Annotated in this window: 21 protein-coding genes and 1 tRNA gene; 8 read left to right on the top strand and 14 right to left on the bottom strand. The window is 69.2% G+C overall.

Features of this window, described 5'->3' with window-relative positions; all coding sequences use genetic code 11:
* The first annotated feature begins 26 nt into the window (after positions 1-26).
* On the top strand, positions 27-593 hold the full coding sequence (locus ACF1B9_RS10955; RefSeq protein WP_391740928.1) for an AAA family ATPase: 567 nt from the start codon (positions 27-29) through the stop codon (positions 591-593).
* Between the two features lie 106 nt (positions 594-699).
* Here ACF1B9_RS10955 and ACF1B9_RS10950 read toward each other — a convergent pair whose 3' ends face one another.
* On the bottom strand, positions 700-1,422 hold the full coding sequence (locus ACF1B9_RS10950) for a DUF981 domain-containing protein (protein WP_391740929.1): 723 nt from the start codon (positions 1,420-1,422) through the stop codon (positions 700-702).
* A gap of 307 nt (positions 1,423-1,729) precedes the next feature.
* Here ACF1B9_RS10950 and ACF1B9_RS10945 point away from each other — a divergent pair, with 307 nt between their 5' ends.
* The 6 genes from ACF1B9_RS10945 to ACF1B9_RS10920 all read left to right on the top strand — a co-directional run bounded on the left by ACF1B9_RS10945 (position 1,730) and on the right by ACF1B9_RS10920 (position 5,681).
* Complete coding sequence (locus tag ACF1B9_RS10945; protein WP_391740930.1) at positions 1,730-2,455, top strand: VC0807 family protein; 726 nt, start codon at positions 1,730-1,732, stop codon at positions 2,453-2,455.
* Positions 2,456-2,785: 330 nt separating this feature from the next.
* On the top strand, positions 2,786-3,718 hold the full coding sequence (locus tag ACF1B9_RS10940; protein WP_391795901.1) for a helix-turn-helix domain-containing protein: 933 nt from the start codon (positions 2,786-2,788) through the stop codon (positions 3,716-3,718).
* Positions 3,715-4,137 carry a hypothetical protein gene (locus tag ACF1B9_RS10935; RefSeq protein ID WP_351080467.1) on the top strand — a complete coding sequence of 141 codons (423 nt, stop codon included), beginning with the start codon at positions 3,715-3,717 and terminating at the stop codon, positions 4,135-4,137. Before ACF1B9_RS10940 ends, ACF1B9_RS10935 begins: the two co-directional genes overlap by 4 nt.
* A 119-nt stretch (positions 4,138-4,256) precedes the next feature.
* Positions 4,257-4,347, top strand: a tRNA-OTHER gene (locus tag ACF1B9_RS10930).
* 117 nt (positions 4,348-4,464) lie between these two features.
* Positions 4,465-5,466, top strand: a complete 1,002-nt coding sequence (locus ACF1B9_RS10925) for a DUF2156 domain-containing protein (RefSeq protein WP_391740932.1) — start codon at positions 4,465-4,467, stop codon at positions 5,464-5,466.
* A gap of 47 nt (positions 5,467-5,513) precedes the next feature.
* The gene (locus ACF1B9_RS10920; protein WP_391740933.1) at positions 5,514-5,681 is read left to right on the top strand and encodes an ABC transporter ATP-binding protein; all 168 of its coding nucleotides are present in this window, start codon (positions 5,514-5,516) and stop codon (positions 5,679-5,681) included.
* Between the two features lie 203 nt (positions 5,682-5,884).
* Here ACF1B9_RS10920 and ACF1B9_RS10915 read toward each other — a convergent pair whose 3' ends face one another.
* The 13 genes from ACF1B9_RS10915 to ACF1B9_RS10855 form a co-directional block, all read right to left on the bottom strand.
* Complete coding sequence (locus ACF1B9_RS10915) at positions 5,885-7,006, bottom strand: FkbM family methyltransferase (RefSeq protein WP_391740934.1); 1,122 nt, start codon at positions 7,004-7,006, stop codon at positions 5,885-5,887.
* Positions 7,007-7,079: 73 nt separating this feature from the next.
* A complete protein-coding gene (locus ACF1B9_RS10910) occupies positions 7,080-7,898 on the bottom strand; it encodes a BTAD domain-containing putative transcriptional regulator (protein ID WP_391740935.1) in 819 nt (272 codons plus the stop codon).
* A gap of 316 nt (positions 7,899-8,214) precedes the next feature.
* On the bottom strand, positions 8,215-9,264 hold the full coding sequence (locus ACF1B9_RS10905; protein ID WP_376209627.1) for a fatty acid desaturase family protein: 1,050 nt from the start codon (positions 9,262-9,264) through the stop codon (positions 8,215-8,217).
* A gap of 38 nt (positions 9,265-9,302) precedes the next feature.
* Positions 9,303-10,547 carry a beta-ketoacyl-[acyl-carrier-protein] synthase family protein gene (locus ACF1B9_RS10900; protein WP_391740936.1) on the bottom strand — a complete coding sequence of 415 codons (1,245 nt, stop codon included), beginning with the start codon at positions 10,545-10,547 and terminating at the stop codon, positions 9,303-9,305.
* Positions 10,544-10,783, bottom strand: coding sequence for an acyl carrier protein (locus ACF1B9_RS10895; RefSeq protein WP_351080480.1), 240 nt, complete (start codon positions 10,781-10,783; stop codon positions 10,544-10,546). The genes ACF1B9_RS10900 and ACF1B9_RS10895 overlap by 4 nt, the downstream gene beginning before the upstream one ends.
* Before the next feature lie 74 nt (positions 10,784-10,857).
* A complete protein-coding gene (locus ACF1B9_RS10890) occupies positions 10,858-11,889 on the bottom strand; it encodes a beta-ketoacyl-ACP synthase III (protein WP_391740937.1) in 1,032 nt (343 codons plus the stop codon).
* Positions 11,886-12,842, bottom strand: coding sequence for a VlmB-like protein (locus tag ACF1B9_RS10885; RefSeq protein ID WP_391740938.1), 957 nt, complete (start codon positions 12,840-12,842; stop codon positions 11,886-11,888). The genes ACF1B9_RS10890 and ACF1B9_RS10885 overlap by 4 nt, the downstream gene beginning before the upstream one ends.
* Positions 12,839-13,375 carry a flavin reductase family protein gene (locus ACF1B9_RS10880; protein ID WP_376209633.1) on the bottom strand — a complete coding sequence of 179 codons (537 nt, stop codon included), beginning with the start codon at positions 13,373-13,375 and terminating at the stop codon, positions 12,839-12,841. Before ACF1B9_RS10880 ends, ACF1B9_RS10885 begins: the two co-directional genes overlap by 4 nt.
* Positions 13,372-13,875 (bottom strand): hypothetical protein, encoded by a 504-nt coding sequence (locus tag ACF1B9_RS10875; RefSeq protein ID WP_391740939.1) that lies wholly within the window; start codon positions 13,873-13,875, stop codon positions 13,372-13,374. Before ACF1B9_RS10875 ends, ACF1B9_RS10880 begins: the two co-directional genes overlap by 4 nt.
* A complete protein-coding gene (locus ACF1B9_RS10870) occupies positions 13,875-14,399 on the bottom strand; it encodes a type II toxin-antitoxin system RatA family toxin (RefSeq protein ID WP_376209634.1) in 525 nt (174 codons plus the stop codon). Before ACF1B9_RS10870 ends, ACF1B9_RS10875 begins: the two co-directional genes overlap by 1 nt.
* Before the next feature lie 211 nt (positions 14,400-14,610).
* Positions 14,611-15,879, bottom strand: a complete 1,269-nt coding sequence (locus tag ACF1B9_RS10865; RefSeq protein WP_376270159.1) for an aspartate aminotransferase family protein — start codon at positions 15,877-15,879, stop codon at positions 14,611-14,613.
* Positions 15,880-15,896: 17 nt separating this feature from the next.
* Positions 15,897-17,036, bottom strand: a complete 1,140-nt coding sequence (locus ACF1B9_RS10860) for an acyl-CoA dehydrogenase (RefSeq protein ID WP_391740940.1) — start codon at positions 17,034-17,036, stop codon at positions 15,897-15,899.
* Positions 17,036-18,655 (bottom strand): aldehyde dehydrogenase family protein, encoded by a 1,620-nt coding sequence (locus tag ACF1B9_RS10855; RefSeq protein WP_391740941.1) that lies wholly within the window; start codon positions 18,653-18,655, stop codon positions 17,036-17,038. Before ACF1B9_RS10855 ends, ACF1B9_RS10860 begins: the two co-directional genes overlap by 1 nt.
* Before the next feature lie 460 nt (positions 18,656-19,115).
* Between ACF1B9_RS10855 and ACF1B9_RS10850 the strand changes: the two genes are divergently transcribed.
* The gene (locus ACF1B9_RS10850; RefSeq protein WP_391740942.1) at positions 19,116-20,003 is read left to right on the top strand and encodes a helix-turn-helix domain-containing protein; all 888 of its coding nucleotides are present in this window, start codon (positions 19,116-19,118) and stop codon (positions 20,001-20,003) included.
* Positions 20,004-20,059: the final 56 nt, after the last annotated feature.

Genomic DNA, 20,059 nt, shown 5'->3' with positions numbered 1-20,059 from the left:
ACCACACGGGCTGGCACCCTGCCGACATGGATCACGCAGAGGTACTGCTCATCGGCGGGCGCGCGGGCGTAGGCAAGTCGACGGTGGCCTGGGAGGTCTCGGCACAGTTGCGGGCCGTCCAGGCGGCGCACGCCGTAATGGAGGGCGATCTGATGGGCCAGGTCCATCCCGCGCCGGAGGGCGATCCGCACCGGGCGGGAATCACCGAGCGCAACCTGACGGCGGTCTGGTCCAACTTCGCGGACCTCGGCTACCGGCGCCTAATCTATACGAACACGGTGAGTGTGCTGCCGGAGTCGGCGGCGATGTTCGAGCATGCGATGGGTGCGGACGTACGGATCGTCCGGGTCCTGCTCACCGCCTCCGACACCACGACGTACGGCCGGCTCGCGGGCCGCGAGATCGGCTCGGAACTCGACCGCGAAGTGGCGAACAGCGTCCGCAAGGCCCGTCTCCTGGACGAACGTTCACCGGCGGACACGGTCCGGTTGGCGACGGACGGCAGGAAGGTCACGGACATCGCGCGCGAGGTGGTGGCCGTGACGGGGTGGACGGATCCGGCGGGCACGAGCGGGACGGTGCTTTCGCCGTGAAGGCGGCAGCCTCCTGCGGTACGTCGCTGCGAAGAGTGCGTGCGCCGGGCGCTCTTCGCAGTGCCGGCCGGTCCCGGCCCGCTGCCCGAGCAGCGTCGGGGGCGGTTCACATGGTGTTGACGATGAGTCCGATGTGGGTGAAGTAGTTCAGCCCCCCGAAGAACAGGAACGCCAGTCCGGCCAGACCCCAGACGACCCCGATGACCGGGCTCATCCGGCTTCTGGGCCGACGCAGCGCGAACGGGAACAGGAGCGCGCCGATGCCCACCAGGACGTAGAGCCCGGACATGAAGCTCGCCTCCAGCACCGGCCACTTCGCGAACTCCCCGGAGATGGGTTCCTCCGGCGGCGCGGCGAAGAGGGTGTACTTCCAGCCTGCGGCGGCGATCCCGAAACAGGCGAGCCCGAGGCCGAACACGAAGACGGAGATGGGCGAGGCGACGCGGGCCGTGCGGACGATGCGATCGGCGCTGTTGAGTTCGGCGCCGCGTTTCCAGAGGTAGAAGCTCGCGGCGAGCAGGAAGACCCCGAAGGCGAGTGCCGGCTCGCCGAAGATGACGTTGTCGAACGGGAAGCCCTGTCCGGCCAGCGGCCAGGTCAGGGTCATGTGGAGGCCGGTGGTCACCAGGGTGAAGCCGATGGCCCCGAATGCCAGCACCCAGCCGTCGGGGGTGATGGTGCGTCCGGGCGTGAGGAGCTGACGCCCCAGCATCACCACGAGCAACAGCCCGGCACCGGCGGCCACCGACATGATCGTGTTGTACGTCGGCATCCTGGTCCAGTCGATCTTCAGGCCGGTTGCCGCCAGGGAGATGGCATGGGGGATCATCTGCGGAGCGTATCGCTGTATATGTTATTTATCGGGCATTAACTCTTCTGCCGGGGTCACGGGTCAGATCACGGCCCCCACGGAGAGCGGGGCGTCGGCCGACGGACAGGGAGACTCGGGCGGCAGGAGTTCCGCCGCGTCGTCGAGCCGCCCGGCCGACACCCGTTCCGTCATCGGCGACGGCTGACATTCGTCATACGGACCTCGGTACACGCGGCTCTGCCGGGCAACGGGGCCCGGCGGCCAGTCTGTACGTATCGGGAGCGGGGTCGCGAAGGTGCCCGCCCACACGGGAGAGGAACCTGTCATGACCAGCCCGGCAGCCACAGCCACCACCTCTGTCGCAGATGCTCCGGCCGCCGCCCCGTTCGCTCCTCGCAAGGCGCTGCTGGACAGCATGATGCCGCTGCTCGTGGATGTGGGGGTGCCGCTCGTCTCGTACTACGCGTTGAAGGCGGCGGGTACGGGCACGTTCGCCGCGCTGGCCTGGAGCAGCGTGCTGCCGGCCGTGCGCACCGTGTGGGGCGTGGTGCGCGGGCGTCGCCTCAACGGGCCGGCGGCGCTGATGGTGACGGTCAACACGGTCGGGCTGCTGACGAGCCTGGTGGTCGGTGACCCGCGGCTGATGCTCGCCAAGGACAGCGGGGTGAGCAGCATCATCGGGATCGTCGTCCTGGTGACCGCGCTGAAGGGGCAGCCGATGATGAGCGCGGGCATGCGGCCGTGGCTGGTCAAGGGTGACGCGGCCAAGAGCGCCGCCTGGCAACGGCTTTCGGTGGAGTCGGCGGCGTTCCGGCGGGCGGAGATGCGGTTCTCGGCGGTGTGGGGCGCGGCGCTGCTGGGTGAATGCGTCGTGCGGACCGTGGGCGCCTACACGGTTCCGGTGGACACGATGGTGTGGCTCGGCACGGTGATCATGGTGGCGACGCTGGTGTTCGCGTTCCTGGTCTCGGGGCGGGTCGGCGCCGTCCCCATGGAGCGGATGATCGCGGAGGCGGTCGGCGCCGGGAGGGCCGCGGACGTCGCCCGGTGACACGGTGGGACCGAGAAGGGGAGCCGCTTTCGCGGCTTCCCTTTCTCTGCTGTTCCCCGGCCGATTTCCAGCCGCATTCCGGCTGCTTTCCGGCCGCTTTCCGGCCGCAGCGGACGGGCCCGGCACGGACTCGCGAGCCCCGCACCGCGAACGAGCCGGCTCCCGCCTGTTCCGGCCCTGGCCACGGCGGTACGAGGCGGCGCGATCCGGCGAGGAAGCAAGGAACCGGAGCCGGTGCCGCCGAGCGCGTCCGAACTTCCGCGACCGAGCGGACGACGATTACCTGAGAGGTAATTGAGATGGCCGCGCGCCGGTCATTACCGTCCCCGTATGGGCATGCGTTCCTCCGAAGACGACGGCGTCCTGGGGCTGCTTCTGCGTGACCTGCGGCGCCAGAAATCGCTCAGCAAGCAGATGCTTGCCGAGCGGGCCGGTTTTTCCCTGAGCCACCTGAGGCGGATCGAGGCCTGCGAGCAGACCCCCGACGCCGAGACGGTTCTCCACATCGCCCAGGCGCTCGGGCTGCCGCCCGCGCACCGACAGCAACTCATCGCCCGTGCGAGCGCGGCGGGAAGGCTGCGCTGGTACGACAGCGTGCCTCCGCTGCCGGATGACGTCCGCCCGGTCCTGGAGAAGGTGCTGACCGGTCATGAACCGTATCCGGCCATGGTCACCGACAGTTGCTGGAACATCGTGGCTCTCAATCACACGATGGAAATGCTGATGAGCGACATCCCGGGCCACCTCCTGGCACCCGCAAATTTCCTCCGCATCATTCTTCACCCGGATGGACTGGCGCCTCACCTGACCAATCTCGCTCAGGTCCGTTACCACGTCATACGCATGCTCCGGCGTTGGAGCGAAATCACCGGGGACGCCCGCCTGCGCGAATTGGAAGCGTCCATAGAAGGTCTTCCGGAGGCGCGGGGCGCGGAATTATCCGCCTCCGAGGAATCTGAATTCACTGATTCCGGCGAGGCGGACCGGCTGCTTCTTCCCATCGAACTGAACCGGGAGGGGCGCCTGATGACCTTCTTCCACATCGTCACCTCGTTCGGGGAGCGCCCCGGCACTCTGTTCTCCGATCTCCCCTGCGGTCCGCTGAGCGGCATCGCACTCGAATCGTTCCTTCCGGCGAACACCGAGACCCGGGTCCTCCTCGGTTCACCCACCCCGGTGCTCTCCGACGCCGGGGGCACGGCCGGCTCCACCCTGCACACACCTCCGGATCAGCAGCACGACAACGAAAGGAAGACCTCATGACGTCGTCCCAGAACGCGGGTACGGTCCCGGCGACGGGTGCCGCCCGTTCCGACAGCCTCCTGCGGTTCGCCCTCGTGGCGGACGTGGTCCTCACCGGTGCGAACGGCATCGGCTACCTCGCACTCGCCACGGTCCTGGACTCGTTCCTGGGAGTGCGCCTCGCGGTGCAGTACCCGGTGGGCGTGTTCCTCACCGTGTATGCCCTGTGGGTGCTGGTCGTCTCCCGCCAGGAGAACATCAACCGCGGCGCGGTCTCGGTCATCATCACCATGAACGTGGCCTGGGCCGTGCTCAGCGTCGCGACGGTCGCCATGGACTCGCTGAGCGCGACGGGCATCGGCAACGGATGGATCGTGTTCCAGGGCCTGGTGGTGGCGGCGATGGGGGCGCTCCAGTACGCGGGCCTGCGGCGCATGTGAGGGTGCGCCGGGCCGGGGCGGGCCGGGCCGGCGCTCCATCAGCGGGACGTCAGGGCCATGTCAGGACCCTCTGGCAGACTCTTACCTGTGAACGGGACGGGAAACCGGACCGGGAACACGGAGAGGTGCCCGGAGTGGTTTATCGGGGACCGCGCGCAAGCAAGGTCGGGCCCGCAAAGGTCCACGCAGGTTCGAATCCTGCCCTCTCCGCAGCACGCAGCAATGGATCCGGCCCTGCACTCCACCAGGAGCAGGGCCGGATCTGTCTGACTTCCCGCTGCGCGGCGGCAGACCGCATTACCCGTCTATTCTCGTGGGGCGTGCAGGATGACTTCCAGTGTCACAGCAGACAGCATCGACTTCGACAACACGCTCCGCGCCGTGGCGGAGTTCAGCGACAATCCCAGCGCGTTCCTGGCCCTCAGCAGCGGTAATTCCCGCTTCTCACTACCGGGTGTGCCCGGAGTGATCGTGTACCGGACCTCCGGCCCTTATCTGGTGCAGTTCGGCGGCCCCTTCTCTCCCCCGGACGCCGCGGGCCGGCTGCTCAAGGGCTTTCTGGAGTTCGCCGCCGCGCAAAATCGTTCGGTCGTGTCGGTCCAGCTCCAGCGGGCGGAGACCGGCCTGTACACCGAGCACGGCTTCACCGTGAACCAGGTGGGCGCGTCGTATGCCATCGATCTGGCCGACTTCAGCCTGCGCGGCACGCGCTTCATGCAGCTGCGGAACAAGATCGCCCGTTCGTTCCGGGCCGGGCTCACCGTGACGGAGAGCCCTCTGGCGGACTGTGCGGAGGCGGTGGCCGAGGTCGACCGCGCCTGGCTGGGCAGCAAGGGCGAGCACGCCAAGCCGCTGGAGTTCCTGGTGGGTGAACTGGGCGGCGAGGCGCAGGCGCTGCGCCGTCTCTTCGTGGGCCGGATCGACGGCAAGCCCGTCGGGTACATCTCCTACTCCCCCGCCCACGGCAGCCGCAGCGGCTGGCTGCACGACCTCAGCCGCCGGCTTCCGGACAAGGTGCCGGGCATCATGGAGGCCATCAACCGGACGGCCATCGACACCTTCGTCTCCGAGGGGGCCGACTGGCTGCACTTCGGGTTCACCCCGTTCACCGGGCTGGACGAGGAGTACGAAGTGCCGGGCGCCAGCAAGGGGTTCGCCTGGTTCATGCGGTGGCTGCTGGCCAATGGCGCGGCCGTGTACCCGGCTCAGACGCAGCTGGCCTACAAGCAGAAGTGGGCGCCGCTGGTGCTGCCGGAGTACGTGGCCTTCCAGGGCGAGGCCCGGCTGAGCGGGCTCCTTCACATCTTCAAGGCGGCCAACGCCGTCTGAGGCGGCGCCACATCCGTCCGACCCGATCCGAGACCCGGGAGCTTGTCATGGGACCGACACCGGAGCAGCTGGAAGCCGCCGAGGGGCAGCTGCTGAACACCTTCTTCGGCCTGGCCGGCGACCCGGACAGCGCCGCCGCCGCCGCGGCGGCGGACCTGGCGCTGGCGGAGCTGGACGCACTGCTGGCCACGGCGCCCGAACGGGCCTCCGCCTGAAGAACCACCGCCGGACGGTCACCCCTCGCCGTCCGGAAGACCCCCGGGACCTCACCGGTCCCGGGGGTCTTCCGCGCCGTGCGCACCGTGTCCCGTCCGGCACCCGGCCGTGCGGGCAGTGTGTGCAGGACGAACAGGGACCCCCCGGATCCGGTCCGGCGGGCCCCTGTGCGATGTTCGGGCGTCGGCCCGGGTCGGGTCGCTCAGTCCTGCGGCGGCAGGCCGTCGACCAGCACGATCTCGTCCGGAACCGGCCCGGCGGGCCGTTGCTCGGCCAGCCAGTCGAGGATGGCCCGCGGATCGAGGCGCGGCTTGCCGGAATCGGCCGAGGCCACCACCGGCCGGGGATCGTCCGCGTACTCGGGGCGAACCGCCTGTACCGCGTACCGGCCGGTGCCGCGCAGCAGGTCCTCCTCGGCCACGGCGGCCCGGAAACCGTTCGCGGTCAGCAGGTCCGTCACGAGCTGCACCCGGCCTTCGGTCGGGGTGCCCTTCTCGTCGTGGACCTCCATGCTGATCTGCTGGATCAGGGACCAGTGACGCTCGTGGACGCCCCGCAGGACGTCCAGCTCCGCCCGCTGCACATCGATCTTCAGCAGATCGATGCGCTCCACTCCGGTCTCCTCGATCACATCGGAGAGCGCCCTCAGCCGGCAGCGCCGCTCGGTGAGTTCGAAGTCCTTGGCGACCAGGGCCTCCACCTGGGCCAGGTGGTCGTCCCGGCCCGAGGCGCCGGTCTCCCGGGTGTTCGCGACGTACTGCTTGATCAGGTCGACCTCGTTGTCCAGGTCCGCGTAGTCACTGCGGCACGACATGATCGAGATGCCCGGATAGAAGTTGAAGACGATCTCCTGCTCCCGGTCGGACAGCCCGAAGGGCAGCAGCCGCGCGGAGACACCGTGCCGCTCGACGTTGCTGCGCAGCACGTCGAAGACGTCGGGCACCGGTTCGTAGGCGAAAACGCTGGCCGAGGGGCAGCGGGCACCGATGAAGAGGCTGAACATTCCGATATTCGCGCCCACGTCGAAGACCACGGCGTCCTCGCGGAGAGTAATACCGCCCTGCAAGTAGGATTCGGCGGAAAATATCTCGTCGTAGAGAAAACGTGTTTCGTGCGGGTTTATCTCGGCGAGTTCGCTCAGCGGCCCGGCCGGTGAGAGGTCATTCGCGTTGTCCCAGCCCTGGATGCGCGCGGTCAGCCGGCCCGCGGCTGTCCGCTCCAGTCGCGCACGGGCGACGCCGGGGTAGCGCAGAATCAGATCGCGCACATCGTCGAGTTCCGTCGTCGGCGCATCCGGCGAAGTGGTCCGGTCGGGCTTCGTCACGAGAAATTCCTCCGTCATCGACAATCGCTTTCCGGGGTGCGTGGAGCAGGGAGCGGTGTGCCGGGGCGTCGGGTCAGGACGCGACCGCGGTACCGCACAGCGGGGTACGTGCCACCACGAGCCGTTCGGCGCCGCCCAGCGCCGGGTCCTGGTTGAGGATCGCCATCATGCAGCTCTTGACGCTCGGCGAGGGCTCCATCCCGAACTCCTCGACCAGGCGGCTGCGCAACTGGTTGTAGGTCTGTATGGCCTCGGCCTGACGGCCGAGCCGGTAGAGGCACACCATCAACAGCTCGAACAGCCGCTCCCGCCAGGGGGCGAGGTAGGCGAGCATCTTCAACTCGCTCACGGCCTGCGCGTATCCGTCGATCGCGATGTCGAGCTGTATCCGTGTTTCCACGGCCGAAAGCCGGTTCTCCTCGAACTGGGCGGCGGCGCTCTGGCAGATCGGGCCGCCCGTGACACCCTCCAGCGGTGCGCCGCGCCAGAGCGACAGGGCCCGGTCGAACAGCTCCCTCGCGGCGACGGGGTCATTCCGCATCAGCCCGCGTGCCTGTTTCGTCAGGGAGCCGAAGAGATGGACGTCCACTTCCAGCGGATCGACGTCCAGCACGTAGCTGGACGGGCGGGTGATGAGCCGCCGGCAGACGAACTCGTCGCCGAGCTCCGCGCGGAGCACCTTCCGCAGCCGGGCCACCTGGGCCTGTAATGCGTTTCCGGGCTGACTCGGTATTCCTTCCTCCCACAGCTCCTCGAAGAACTGCTCCTTGGTCACCGGCTCACCCGCCTTCAGGAGCAGCAGCGCGAGCAGTGTGCACTGACGGGCACCCCGTAAAGCGGTCAGGCCGGTTCCGCTTGTTATTCCAACTGAGCCAAGAACCCTGAATGTCACGAATCCCCCCGCGTCCAATCGTCCGTTGACCGTCGGGAAGGGCCGCCACTCGTCGAATAGATATCGAGCATGCCCCTCGCTCGACCAACTGTGCAGGAGGGCAATTGGCAAAGTCCATTACCCACTCAGTAATTGACGCCGCACCGGGGTCGTGATAAAACCCATTCTCAGCGCGGTGTGCAAAAAAACAGCCAAGAATACCTGTGCGTCGGCCGGTACGGCTGAGCGTCCGCGTACCATCCGGCACACGGGCCCGGCGGCACCCGATGCCGCGCGGCGACGCGCGGTCCGGCACCGTCGGACCCGGCCGTGACACTCACGCAGCCTGCGGTTCCGCGCCGTTGCGGGCCTCGTCGCTCACCTTCCCGAGGAAGGCGGCCACCTCGCGGTACGACGCCCAGACCGACACCTCGCGGTACGGGATGGAGTGCTCCGCACAGTAGTCGATGACCATCGGCCGCACATGCCGAAGATTGACGCGGGGCATGGCGGGGAACAGATGATGCTCGATCTGGTAGTTCAGCCCCCCGTACATGAAGTCGGTCAGCCGGCTGGACCGGATGTTCCGCGACGTCAGCACCTGACGGTGGAGCCAGTCGAGCTGGACATCGCTGCGGTAGACGACCATGCCCTTGTGGTTCGGGGCGAAGACGGCTCCCAGATACAGGCCGAACACCGCCTGGTTGAGGAGCACGAACACCACGCCGGTCAGTGGTGACAGCACGGTGAACACGGCGGCCAGGCAGACCACGGCGTGCACCCCGATCAGCCCGAGCTCCAGGACGGGCCGGCGCAGCCCACCCGCGCGCGCCGCCTTGAAGCCGGACGCGTGCAGTCGCCAGGCCTCCTGCCCCAGCAGCACGAAGAACATCACCGACTGGAAGCGGATGACGAACCGCCGGAAGCCGCTCGTCGCCTTCGCCGGCATCTCGTCCACGTCGAAGATGACCTGACGGCGCATCGTGTCCGGGTCGCGGTCGAGGTTGTTGGGGTTGCTGTGGTGCCGGTTGTGGTGGTTGATCCACCAGCCGTACGCGGTGCCCATCAGCAGATTCATGTGGATGGCGCCCAGCACCTCGGAGGGCACCTTGGCCTTGCTGATCTGCTTGTGGCCCGTGTCGTGCGCGATGAAGCCGGTCTGGACGAAGGCCAGTCCCAGCACGACCGCCGTCACCAGTTGCCACCAGGTGTCCCCGAACCAGAACAGGGCCGCCCAGCAGGCCCCGAACAGAACGAGGTTGGAGATTATCTTGAAGGTGAAGTAGTCCTTCCGGGGATCCATCAGCCCGGCCTGCTTGACCTGTTCGGACAGCTCCTCGAAGGAGCCTGTCGGCGAGATGGTCAGCGAGTCCTGTCGGGCAGGCATGAGCGTTCTCCTTCATGTCGAGCCGAATGGCTCCGCGGTCAGGCCGCGGTGAACACGAGCACGGCGTTCTGTCCCCCGAATCCGAAGGAGTTGCTCAGCGCGACTCCGATCGGCAGGGCCCGGGGCGCCTTCGCCACGATGTCGACCTCGATGGCGGGGTCGACGCTGTCGAGGTTGGCGGTGGGCGGCACGGTCCCGTGTTCCAGGGCGAGGACGGTGAGCGCCGCCTCGATGGCTCCCGCGGCGCCGAGCGAGTGCCCGGTCACGCCCTTGGACGAGGTCACGGCGGGGCGCGTCCCGAGCACCCGTTTCAGCACCCGGGCCTCGGTGAGGTCGTTGAGCGGGGTCGAGGTGCCGTGCGCGTTCACATGGTCGACCTCGTCCGGGGCCACCCCCGCGTCGCGCAGTGCCGTGCGGATCGCGCGTTCGGCGCCGCGCCCCTCGGGGTCGGGGGCGGTGGCGTGATGGGCGTCGGCCGACGCCCCGTACCCGCTCAGCCGGGCCCGTACCCGGGCGCCGCGGGCGCGGGCGTCGGCCTCCCGCTCCAGCACCAGCACCCCCGCGCCCTCCGCCGCCACGAATCCGTCCCGGTCGGTGTCGAACGGGCGGGAGGCCGCGGCCGGATCGTCGCTCCGCCGGGAGAGTGCTCCCATCCGGGCGAACCCGGTCAGTACCGTCGGGGTCAGGCTCGCCTCGGTGCCGCCCGTGATCACCACGTCGCAGGTGCCGGACCGCAGCAGGTCCCGCGCCGTGCCGATGGCGGTGGCGCCCGAGGCGCATGCCGTGGCGGTGACCAGGTTGGGACCGAGGGCGCCGAACTCCATGGCCGCGTAACCGGACACCATGTTGACCGCGGACATCGGCACCAGCATCGGTGAGACGGAGGCCGCTCCCTGCCGGTCGAGGGTGCGGACCTGCTGCTCGAAGGTGGCGGTGCCGCCGAGGGCGTTGCCGAGGACCACGCCGACCCGGGCTCCGTCCCAGTCGGCGGGGTCGAGCCCGCTCTCGTGGACGGCCTCTGCCGCGGCGATCAGGGCCAGCTGCACATAGCGGTCGAGCCGCCAGGCCCGCCGCTTGCCGAAGTGGGCCACCGGGTCGAAGTCGGCGGCGCGGCAGCTGAAGTCGACCGGCAGCCCCGCCAGAGCGGCATCGCGGGCCGCGGTCGGTTCGGCGTCCAGGACCCGCGTCCAGTTCTCCGCCACCCCGATGCCCGCGGGAGTCGCCAGGCCGAGGCCGGTGACCGCTATGTCACGGGCCCCGGCGCCGTCGCGGTCGGGGATCACAGCACGGCGCTCTTGCTGTCGATGAGGGCGATCAGGTCCTTGACCGACGATTCGGCGCCGACCTCCTCGTCGTCGATCTGTATGCCGAACTCACCGCCGGCGACCAGGGCGAATTCGACCAGGGCCAGCGAGTCCAGGTCGAGATCGCGCATCGTGGTGTCCTCGGTGACCTCCTCCGGCTCGACTCCGAACCGGCTGACGAGAACCTCGGTGATCCGGTCGAGAACGCTGGGCATCTCTGTCTCCTTAACGATGTACGCACGGGGGGGTGGGACGGGACGGGTGGGGGACGGTGTGCCAGTGCCTGCCGTCAGACGGCGTCCAGCTGCGGCCAGCGCAGCGTGGTGGAGCCCCAGGCGAGGCCGCCTCCGAAGGAGGTGAGCACCACCGAGTGGCCGGCGCGCAGGGTGCCGTCGGCCACCGAGTCGGCGAGCAGCAGCGGAACGGACGCCGCCGCGGTGTTGCCGACCCGGTCGATGTTGGACAGGGCGCGTTCGCCCGGCAGCCCGAGCTGTTCGGTGAGGGCGTCGAGAATGCGGGAGTTGGCCTGGTGGGCGGCGAGCCGGTCGAGGTCCCGCACGGTCCAGCCGGCCCGGTCGACGACCTTGCGCACGGAGCCGGTCATCCGCAGCACCGCGTGCCGGAACACCTGCTTGCCCTGCATGGCGAAGTAGTGGTCCCGGGGCCCGGCCGGTACTCCGCTGCCCCGCTGGCGCGAACCTCCGGCCGGTACCTCGATCAGATCGGAGAGGTGCCCGTCGGTGCCCAGGTCGAACCCGCCGAGCGCGCCCGGCTCGTCCGCCTCGCCGCGGCGCAGTACGACGGCTCCGGCACCGTCCCCGAAGATCGGGCCGGTGGTGCGGTCCTGGGGATCGAGCAGTGTCGAGTAGACGTCCGCGCCGATCACCAGGACGTCGTCCGCCGTACCGGAGGCGATCAGGCCCGCCCCGGTCGCCAGTGCGTAGACGAATCCGGCGCAGACGGCCCCGATGTCGAAGGCCGGGACGCCGTCCAGACCGAGCCGCGCGGCCACCTCCGGGGCGGTCGCCGGGCACGGGCGGTCCGGGGTGGTGGTGGCGAGGACCACCGCGCCGACGGATTCCTGCTGCGCCGACTTCAGGGCCCTGGCCCCGGCCTCGACGGCGAGCGAACCGGTCGACATCCCGGGCTCGATCACATGGCGTTGCCGGATGCCGGTACGGGTCCGGATCCACTCGTCCGAGGTGTCCATCCGGGCGACGAGCTCCTCGTTGGTCACCACCCGGGGCGGCAGCCAGGCGCCGAGCCCGCACAGCACCGCGGCCGGGCCGGTCGGCCGCCCGGCCGCGGCCGGGCCCGTCATGCGAGGGCCTCTTCCAGCCCCATGTACTTCAGGCGCTTGGCCTTCATGTCGTCGGACCACTGGTCGGCGGTGTCCTGCCGCTCCTGCGGGGTGGTGTCGATCAGCCGCCGGCCCGGCCAGATCTCGTAGTCGCCCACCACGTCACCGTGGCGGCGCAGCCCCTCCTGGAACCTCTCCTCGCGCCAGTGCACCATGTCGTGGGTGGGGAGCTCCTCCCACATGTCCATGCCGCGGCGGATGAGTTCGACGACCCGGTCCTTGTCCTGCGGGTGGTCGACCAGATGACGGCGCGCGATGTCCGCCCCGACCGTCAGATGACGGATCTCGTCGATGCCCGCGCCCTTGTCGATCTCCGCCGCCGCCGGGTCGAGGGGACGCCACTTGCGCTCGCTCAGTTCGGCGGCGGGGGCGAGGGCGCCCTCCAGGATGATGGTCATCATCACCACGCCGCCGATGAAGTCGCGGTCGTCACGCATGATTTCCAGGCTGCACTGCTCCAGCGGCCCCAGCACGCTGTCCTTGTACGGCGAGGCGAAGGTGTCGACGGCCTCGACCAGCCGCTCGGGGGCGATGCCCAGCGCCAGCAGGTGGTTGCGGAAGACCATGGCGTGCCGGCACTCGTCCAGCACCTGGGTGGCGTAGAACTCCATGGTGTCGTTGTCCGGAGCGATCGGGACCAGGTACGACAGCACCCGGGTGGCCTTCTCCTCGGCCAGTGCCCGGAAGGCGTACTCCTGGGTGATGGCCTCGAAGAACGGCCCCTCCAGCATGTACGGGGCCACGGTGAGCGCGGGGTCGTGTCCGTCCGGCCGGCCGCGCAGGGTGCCCTGCGGTACGGCCTGCAGCCAGTAGCGGAGGTTGCAGTCCGCCGCGGTGAGCTCCAGGTCCATGGCGCCTTCGAGCAGCCCGGGGGCCTGGTCCCAGTCCGCCTCGGCGGGAATCTGCGTGGTCATGTGGTTTCCTCCTCGATCCGGATGTGACCGGGGTGAAGATGCCCGGCGAAGTACAGCAGTGGGGCTCCGCCGCCCTCGGCCGCGCAGGCCGTCACGGTGGCCAGTACGACCATGTGGTCACCGGCCGGAACGCATTCGTGCACCCGGCAGTGCAGCCAGCTCAGGGCGGACCGCAGCCTCGGCACACCGCCCTCGCCCGGCGTCCACTGCACCCCTTGGAACTGGGCGCGTCCCGGGCTCTTGGAGCGGCTGGCGAAGTGCCGGGCCAGCGCGGACTGGTGGGCGGCGAGCACATTGACGGTGAAGTCGCGGTGCTGCGTGATGCGCGGGAGCAGCGAACTGTCGTTCTGCAGACAGACGGAGATCAGCGGAGGTTCGTGGGAGACGAAGGAGAACGCGCTGACCGTGCTGCCGTGCACCGCGTCCCCGCTGCCCACGGTCACCACCGACACCCCGGTGGGGAACCTCCGGGCCGCGCTCCACACCGTGGTCTCGACGACCGGCCGGTGCGCCGTGCCGATCGGCGAGCTCATGAGGTGGCGGACTGACGGGCGGGAGCCGGGGCGGGGGCGGAGGCCGGGGGCCTTCCCGGTCCCTGCTCCACGGCCGCTTCCAGCGCGGCGAACTGCGGATGGACGACGGGCTCGAAGCTGACGCCGAACGGCTTCAGGAAATTGCCGAACAGGGCCCGGTCGCCGCACAGATGGATGGGGAGGGCGAGCAGCGCCCACTCGTTGCCGATCAGCAGGATCCACAGCAGGGCGACGGCGCCCTGGGTCGCCATGCTGTGCATGGTGTTGTACAGCACGTAGTACGCCTTCGGTATCCGCTTGGTCTTGCTGCGGTGATAGGCGATGGCGCCGGGGATGTAGCCGATCAGGTCGATGTAGACGAAGAGCAGGGCGAAGGGCCACCAGCGGATGTCGCCCAGGTGCCGGAAGAAGAAGTAGAAGCTGACACCGAGGGCGAAGAGGTATTCGAGCCGGATCAGCCGGTAGGTGGTCCTGGTGTCGAAGCGGTTCAGCGCATCCATCAGGCGCCTCCTCGGGCGGAGAGCGAGTGGGCCGGCTCCGGAGCGGGACCGGGCAGATCGGTGAGCGCCTCGCCGCCCTCCAGCACCGTGATGGAACCGAAGAGCCCTTCGAGTACGGAGCAGATGGCCCGCTTGATCACGCGTTCGGCGATGGGGTCCATGATTCCCACGAGGCTCTCGATGCCGAAGTCGTAGGTGACCTCGAAGCGGACCTCGATGCCGGAGCCGGCCGGGGTGAGCTGCCAGCTGCCCCGGAATTCCTCGAAGTCGCCGTCGGTCTGGTCGAATTCGATCCTCAGCTTCTCCGGATCGAGGATCTCCGCCTCGTTCCAGCGCATGATGCCGCGCCGGAAGTTGACCTCCCAGTCGCTGTCGCGGGGTGCGTCCGGGGCGGTGGGCCGATGGGTTTCGACGACGTGGATGTCCTCCGCGATGTCCGCGAAGCGGGTGAAGTCCGCGATGGTCTCGAAGGCCGCCGAGGGGTTCTCGGTGTCCAGGGCCACCAGGAGGTGAATGCTTCTCACGGTGATTCTGCTCCAGTTGTCGGAGGGGGAAGGGCGGCCGTACGGTCCGGTGGCCAAGGGCTGTCCTGTAATCCCTGGTGGATCAGCGCGCGGCGTCAGATGCGGTGCATCGCGAGGCGGAGGACATCCGCATACTGGATGTATGCGGACGTTCCGACAATGCGGCGAGGTGCCGTAGCTGTCGTCGCGCGCCCGCCAGGGGTTACCGCCCTTAGGCGAGGACGGCGCGGGCGGCCTTCTCGAAGGCGTCGAGGAGGAACTGCACGTCGTCCTGGCTGAGCACCGCCGGTGGGGTCAGCCGCATGACGGTGGAGGAGTTGAGCGAGTGGTTGGCGAGGACACCGGCGCCGATCAGCTCCAGGAGCAGGTCCCCTGCCAGTCCGGGCACGGTGAACTCCAGACCGATGAGCAGTCCCGCTCCGCGTACTTCGAGCAGCCGGTGGCCGAGCACCTCGCGGGCGATCCGCTCCAGCTCGGTCAGCAGCAGCCGCCCCAGCTCGTCGGACCGTTCGACCAGGGAGTCCTCCTTGATGGCGGCGAGCGCCCCGCGGGCGGCGGCCATCGCGAGCGGGTTGCCGGAGAAGGTCGAGGTGTGGATGAACGGGTCCTTGTCGAAGGGCCGGAACACCTGAGGGGTCGCGACCAGTGCCGAGACCGGCACCACACCGCCGGCCAGTCCCTTGCCCACCAGGAGGATGTCCGGCACGACGCCCTCCCGGTCGGCGCCCCACCAGGTGCCGAGGCGGCCGAGGCCGGTCTGGATCTCGTCGAGCACGAAGAGCGCGCCGTACTCGCGGCAGAGCCGGGCGACGTCCCGCAGATAGCCCTCCGGCGGCACGATCACGCCGGCCTCGCCCTGCACCGGCTCGACGATGACGCAGCCCTCTCCGGGGAAGCGCGCCAGCTCGGCCTCCAGGGCGGCGGCGTCGCCGTACGGCACGTGCGAGACCTGCGGCAGCAACGGCCGGAACGGCTCCTGGAAGACGTCCTTCGCGGTGAGGCTGAGGGCGCCCATGGTCTTGCCGTGGTAGCCGAGGTCCATGGAGATCAGACGGCCGCGGCCCTGGGCGCGCGCCAGCTTGATGGCGCCTTCCACCGCCTCCGCGCCGGATCCCGCGAAGTGCACCTTCTGCAGCCCGGCGGGAACGACGTCGATCAGCGCCTCGGCCGCGTCGACGACGGCGGGTTCGAGGAGCAGCCGGGTGGCGACCGGGTTGGCGTTGAGCTGCCGGGTCACCTCGGCGACGACCCGGGGGTGCCGGGCGCCCATCAGGAAGACGCCGTATCCGCCGCAGTTGAGGATGCGGCTCCCGGACGCGGTGTGGATCCAGGGGCCCTCGGCGGCGACCTCCACATCGCCGCCGAACATCTCGCCGAGCGAGGCACGGCCCTTGCTCAGGAAGCGGCGGTAGCGGGTGACGAGGTCGGCGTACGGGTCCTTGGCGGGGGCCGGCGCGGTGTCGGTGTACGTGGTGGTCATCGTGGACGCTCCCGGTGTCATGCCACGACCAGCGGCTGGCCGGCGTAGTAGTCGAGCAGGCCGTCGACGGTGCTGGTGCGCGACGGCGGGTGGAAGGCGATCGCGTGGGTCGCCGCGGCGAGGTACGCGATGTCGGAGGAGGAGATGAAGGCCATGCCACCGAGCATCTCCACGGCCTGTGAGGTGATCTCGGCGATCAGCTTCTGCACACCGAACCGGGTGACCAGCGCGGCCGCGAGCCCGTCGTTGTCGGTGTCGCCGTCCATGACGCGCCGGGCCAGTCCCTCGGTGAGCGCGGCCGCGGTCTCGATGCCGACGGCGAGCGCCCCGCGGTCGGAGGCGGAGCCGCGTCCGCGCTTGAGTACCCGGTCGACCAGGGAGCTGGCCATGCCGGTGTAGGCGGCGCACACGATCATCTGGAACCAGATCAGGCCGACCTCCTGGAGCTCGCTGAGCTCCTCGGCCAGTTCGGCCGGCGGCTGAAGGATCTGACGATCGGTCACGAACACATCGGTCAGACGCACCTCGTTGCTCTCGGTGCCCTGCAGCGCGCTGGTCTTCCAGAAGGGATGCACACTGATGCCGGGGGTGTCGGCGGGCAGGATCAGAAAGCCCATGTCGACCGAGCCGTCCGGCCGACGCATCCCGACGCTCGCGGTGATCAGGTCCATGGACTTCGACAGGCTGCACGGTTTCTTGGAGCCGGTCAGCAGATACCCGCCGTCCACCGGCCGGGCCTCCATGGTGGGGCTGAGGATTCCCTGTTCGGTGCGCCCCTCGGCGAAGGCCGAGGCCACCAGCAGGCGTTCCTGGGAGACCCGCTTCAGCAGCAGCTCGTCGAGGTCCGTGCCGTCCGCGAAGGTGTCGGCGACACCGAAGAGCGTGCCGATCGAGAAGTGGTGCATGGCCGTCGCCACGGAGAGGGAAGGAGCCACGGCGCCCAGGGCGCGCACCACCCGGGCCGCCTGGAGCGCGGTGGCGTCCGCCCCGCCGAACGCGGCGGGCACCAGCAGATTGGATCCGCCGTGGTCGCGGAAGATCCCGACGGCGGGGCTGTCGCCGGACTCCAGTTCGGCGAAGGGAACTTCGGCCAGCCGGTCCAGCAGGCCGGGCAGCAGCGCGTCACAGGTATCGCGGTCGGCTTGCATGAACTGCATTACTGCTCCTCAGAGTTGTTTTCCGGCGTGGCGGTCGGCAGCGGCCCCGGACGCATCCCGGCGAGCTCGGCGTACGCTCCGAACACCGCCTCGCGCGGCCTTACCCCGGTGGCGCGGGAGACGCCCTGCAGGTGAGTGGTGCGCAGCATCGGGTAGTTGGCCTCGCCGAAGGCGCCGCCGGTACGTCCGGTGCCGCCGTGCGTCGGCAGATAGGGCAGGAAACCGATGTGCGAGTCGTTGACCTTGAGCAGACCGCCGTTGGAGACCTCGTTCACGAAGCGGTCGGCGACGGCCTCGTCCTTGGTCCACAGCGAGTTGCGCAGCCCGTAGGGGTTGCTGTTGACATAGGCGAGCATCCGGTCGAGCAGTTCGCCGTCGGGGGCCTGCTCGGGCACGATGACCGGCAGCAGCGGGAAGAACGTCTCCTCGGCGACCGCCTCGATGTCCCGGCAGTGTTCGAGGCCGTCCACCCGCAGGACGGTCGGCTCCAGGAAGAGGCCCGTGTCGGAGGGCGTGCCGTCGGTCTCCATCCGGCGGGCGCCGTGGATCAGGGTGGCGCCCTTGTCCAGTGCGTCCTGGACGTAGGCGTAGAAGCGCTCGCTGCGCAGCACGGGGGAGAGCAGCGCGCCGGGGTCCTCGGGCAGTCCCGGGCGGATCAGTGACGCGGTCAGCCGCAGGCGTTCCAGCAGTTGCTCGGCGACGGCGGGGTGCACGATCACCTGGTTGGGCACCATGCAGATCTGACCCGAGCCGAAGAAGCACTCGACGAGTGCCTCGCAGGCGGCCTCCAGATCGGCGTCGTGCCAGATCAGCACGGCGTCGTTGCCCGCGAGTTCGAGGACGGGCTTCTTGCCGTGCGCGACGCAGTCACGCTCCAGCTCCAGGCCGGTGGTCACGCCCCCGGTGTAGAAGATGTCGTTGATGTGCGGGCTCTCCAGCCAGCTCTTGATGGCCGGTCCGGGGCGGGAGCAGAAGACGTTGAGCGTCCCGGGGGGCGCGCCGATGTCGTCGAGCGCCGGGGCGACCAGCTCACGCATCGCGTACATGACGCCGAGCGGTGCGCTGCGCGGTGCCCGTACGACCACGGCGTTGCCGGCGATCAGCGGAGTGATCCCGAACAGGGCACTGCTGGCGGGAGCGTTCTGCGGCGGGTTGACGGCGACCACGCCGTCCGCCACACGCCGTACGGTCATCCGTCGGCCGGCGTGCTCGATGCTCTGCTCCATCTGCCGGGCGCACCAGCCGAGGGTCTCCTCGCTGAAGATCTCCAGCAGACCGGCCACCTGCCATTCGGCGAGCGCCCTGGGGTTTCCTTCGGCGATGAGCAGATCGACGAACTCCAGGTGGTGGCGGAGCAGCCGTTCGCGGATTCCCCGGCCCAGCGCGAGACGCCGTTCCAGCGGAAACCGTGCCCACACCGGAGCCGCCGCGGCCGCTTCGCGGGACGCCTCTTCGACCGTGCGGTCGTCGGCCAGCGCGCAGCGTCCCACGACAAAGTCCGCCGCGTCCGCGGGATCGGCTTTACCACGCTCCAGTTTCCGTTTGAGTGTCAGGCTCCTGAAGACGTCGTCAAGAATCGACGACGTCTTCACCGTGTAGACGTGTCTTTCCGCTGGCACCTCATGTCCGGCGATATACGAGTCGTAGCTGAGGAACACGGGTCGGGGCGGTCGCGAACCACTCGTGGCGACTTGTCCGAAGGTCCCTGTGGGAGATTCCACGATTCGACGTCTTCCTTCCGAGGTGCTGGATGCTCGACGCTGCGGAGACAAAGGCTGCGGAAACACGGAAGTGGCCGAAAGCTGCGCGACTCGGCACGTCGGCGATTCTGGCAGGGCGCACTGATACGGCCCTGACGGTCGACTGACCCATCCGGATACTGGACGGACACGACGCCACACGTCCGGGATCAGGACAGTCCGGATTCTTACCGTCGATTCGCCGTTTATTTACGAGGAGGACAACACCTGGGCGGGCGATTAAAAGCCCTGCGGCCATGGGCGAATCATTCCGGCCAAAGTTTATTACAGCTCACGGCCGGGCCGCGAAGGGTGAAGTCCGGCTGCCTACCATGGACAAATGCGCGGACACACGATGCCCAGCGGACACACGAAGCCCAATCGAATCGGCCCCATGCTCCGGGAGTGGCGCCACCGCCGCAATCTGAGCCAAATGGCGCTCGCCCTGCTGGCGGAGACATCCAGCCGTCATCTGAGCTTCATAGAGACCGGACGCGCCAGGCCGAGTCGCGAACTGCTCCTGCGGCTCTGCGACCGGTTGGACGTGCCCGTGCGTCAGCGCAATGGTTTGATCATGGCCGCCGGATATGCGCCCGCCTATGAGGAGACTCCGATCGGTGAGTCCCACATGGATCGAGCCAACGAGGCCGTCGAGCGGCTCCTCACCGGCCACGAGCCGTACCCCGCCCTGGTCTTCGACACCGTTTCGGATCTGTGCCGCGCCAACAGGTCGGCGATGGCGCTGCTGGACGGTGTCGCCGAGGAGCTGCTGCTGCCACCCGTCAACGTCGTGCGGCTCGGGCTGCATCCGATGGGTATGGCGCGGCGGATCACCAACTTCGCCGAGTGGCGCCGGCATCTGCTCTCCCGGCTGAGGCGCGATGCCGCGTTCACCAACGACGAGCGGCTCGGTGCCCTGTACGAGGAGGTCCGCGCCTACCGCTACCCGTCGGGCCTGCTGGGGTCGGAGGCGAGCACCCTCGATCCCGCGGAAGCCCACCATGTCGCGATTCCGCTGCACATCCGCGCGCTCGGGACCGAGTTGAGATTCTTCAGTGCCGTGACCGCCTTCGTGGCGCCCGCCGACGCCACACTGGCCGAGCTGACCATAGAGACGTTCTATCCCGCCGACACGCACACGGCCGCCACGCTCCACTCCCGCCACTGGAGCGAACATCTGCGCGCGGCGGTTCCGGAGGGCTGTCCCCTGCTGCCGACCGGCCGTTGAGCGCACCCGCGACCGCGGGTGCGCTCAAGGGTCCGAGTCCGGGTGCGCTCGGCAGG

This window comes from Streptomyces sp. NPDC014727, assembly GCF_043083485.1.
Taxonomy (GTDB): domain Bacteria; phylum Actinomycetota; class Actinomycetes; order Streptomycetales; family Streptomycetaceae; genus Streptomyces.
The sequence above is the reverse complement of the archived record's forward strand: the minus strand, read 5'-3'. Positions and strand labels throughout refer to the sequence as shown.

Excerpts from the sequence above, each read along its gene's own strand:
- ACF1B9_RS10925 (WP_391740932.1), top strand. The coding sequence starts at position 4,465 with ATGACTTCCAGTGTCACAGCAGACAGCATCGACTTCGACAACACGCTC.
- ACF1B9_RS10905 (WP_376209627.1), bottom strand. The coding sequence starts at position 9,264 with ATGCCTGCCCGACAGGACTCGCTGACCATCTCGCCGACAGGCTCCTTC.
- ACF1B9_RS10895 (WP_351080480.1), bottom strand. The coding sequence starts at position 10,783 with ATGCCCAGCGTTCTCGACCGGATCACCGAGGTTCTCGTCAGCCGGTTC.
- ACF1B9_RS10920 (WP_391740933.1), top strand. The coding sequence starts at position 5,514 with ATGGGACCGACACCGGAGCAGCTGGAAGCCGCCGAGGGGCAGCTGCTG.
- ACF1B9_RS10880 (WP_376209633.1), bottom strand. The coding sequence starts at position 13,375 with ATGAGCTCGCCGATCGGCACGGCGCACCGGCCGGTCGTCGAGACCACG.
- ACF1B9_RS10955 (WP_391740928.1), top strand. The coding sequence starts at position 27 with ATGGATCACGCAGAGGTACTGCTCATCGGCGGGCGCGCGGGCGTAGGC.
- ACF1B9_RS10940 (WP_391795901.1), top strand. The coding sequence starts at position 2,786 with ATGGGCATGCGTTCCTCCGAAGACGACGGCGTCCTGGGGCTGCTTCTG.
- ACF1B9_RS10950 (WP_391740929.1), bottom strand. The coding sequence starts at position 1,422 with ATGATCCCCCATGCCATCTCCCTGGCGGCAACCGGCCTGAAGATCGAC.
- ACF1B9_RS10890 (WP_391740937.1), bottom strand. The coding sequence starts at position 11,889 with ATGACGGGCCCGGCCGCGGCCGGGCGGCCGACCGGCCCGGCCGCGGTG.
- ACF1B9_RS10850 (WP_391740942.1), top strand. The coding sequence starts at position 19,116 with ATGCGCGGACACACGATGCCCAGCGGACACACGAAGCCCAATCGAATC.
- ACF1B9_RS10875 (WP_391740939.1), bottom strand. The coding sequence starts at position 13,875 with ATGGATGCGCTGAACCGCTTCGACACCAGGACCACCTACCGGCTGATC.
- ACF1B9_RS10885 (WP_391740938.1), bottom strand. The coding sequence starts at position 12,842 with ATGACCACGCAGATTCCCGCCGAGGCGGACTGGGACCAGGCCCCCGGG.
- ACF1B9_RS10945 (WP_391740930.1), top strand. The coding sequence starts at position 1,730 with ATGACCAGCCCGGCAGCCACAGCCACCACCTCTGTCGCAGATGCTCCG.
- ACF1B9_RS10865 (WP_376270159.1), bottom strand. The coding sequence starts at position 15,879 with ATGACCACCACGTACACCGACACCGCGCCGGCCCCCGCCAAGGACCCG.
- ACF1B9_RS10860 (WP_391740940.1), bottom strand. The coding sequence starts at position 17,036 with ATGCAGTTCATGCAAGCCGACCGCGATACCTGTGACGCGCTGCTGCCC.
- ACF1B9_RS10935 (WP_351080467.1), top strand. The coding sequence starts at position 3,715 with ATGACGTCGTCCCAGAACGCGGGTACGGTCCCGGCGACGGGTGCCGCC.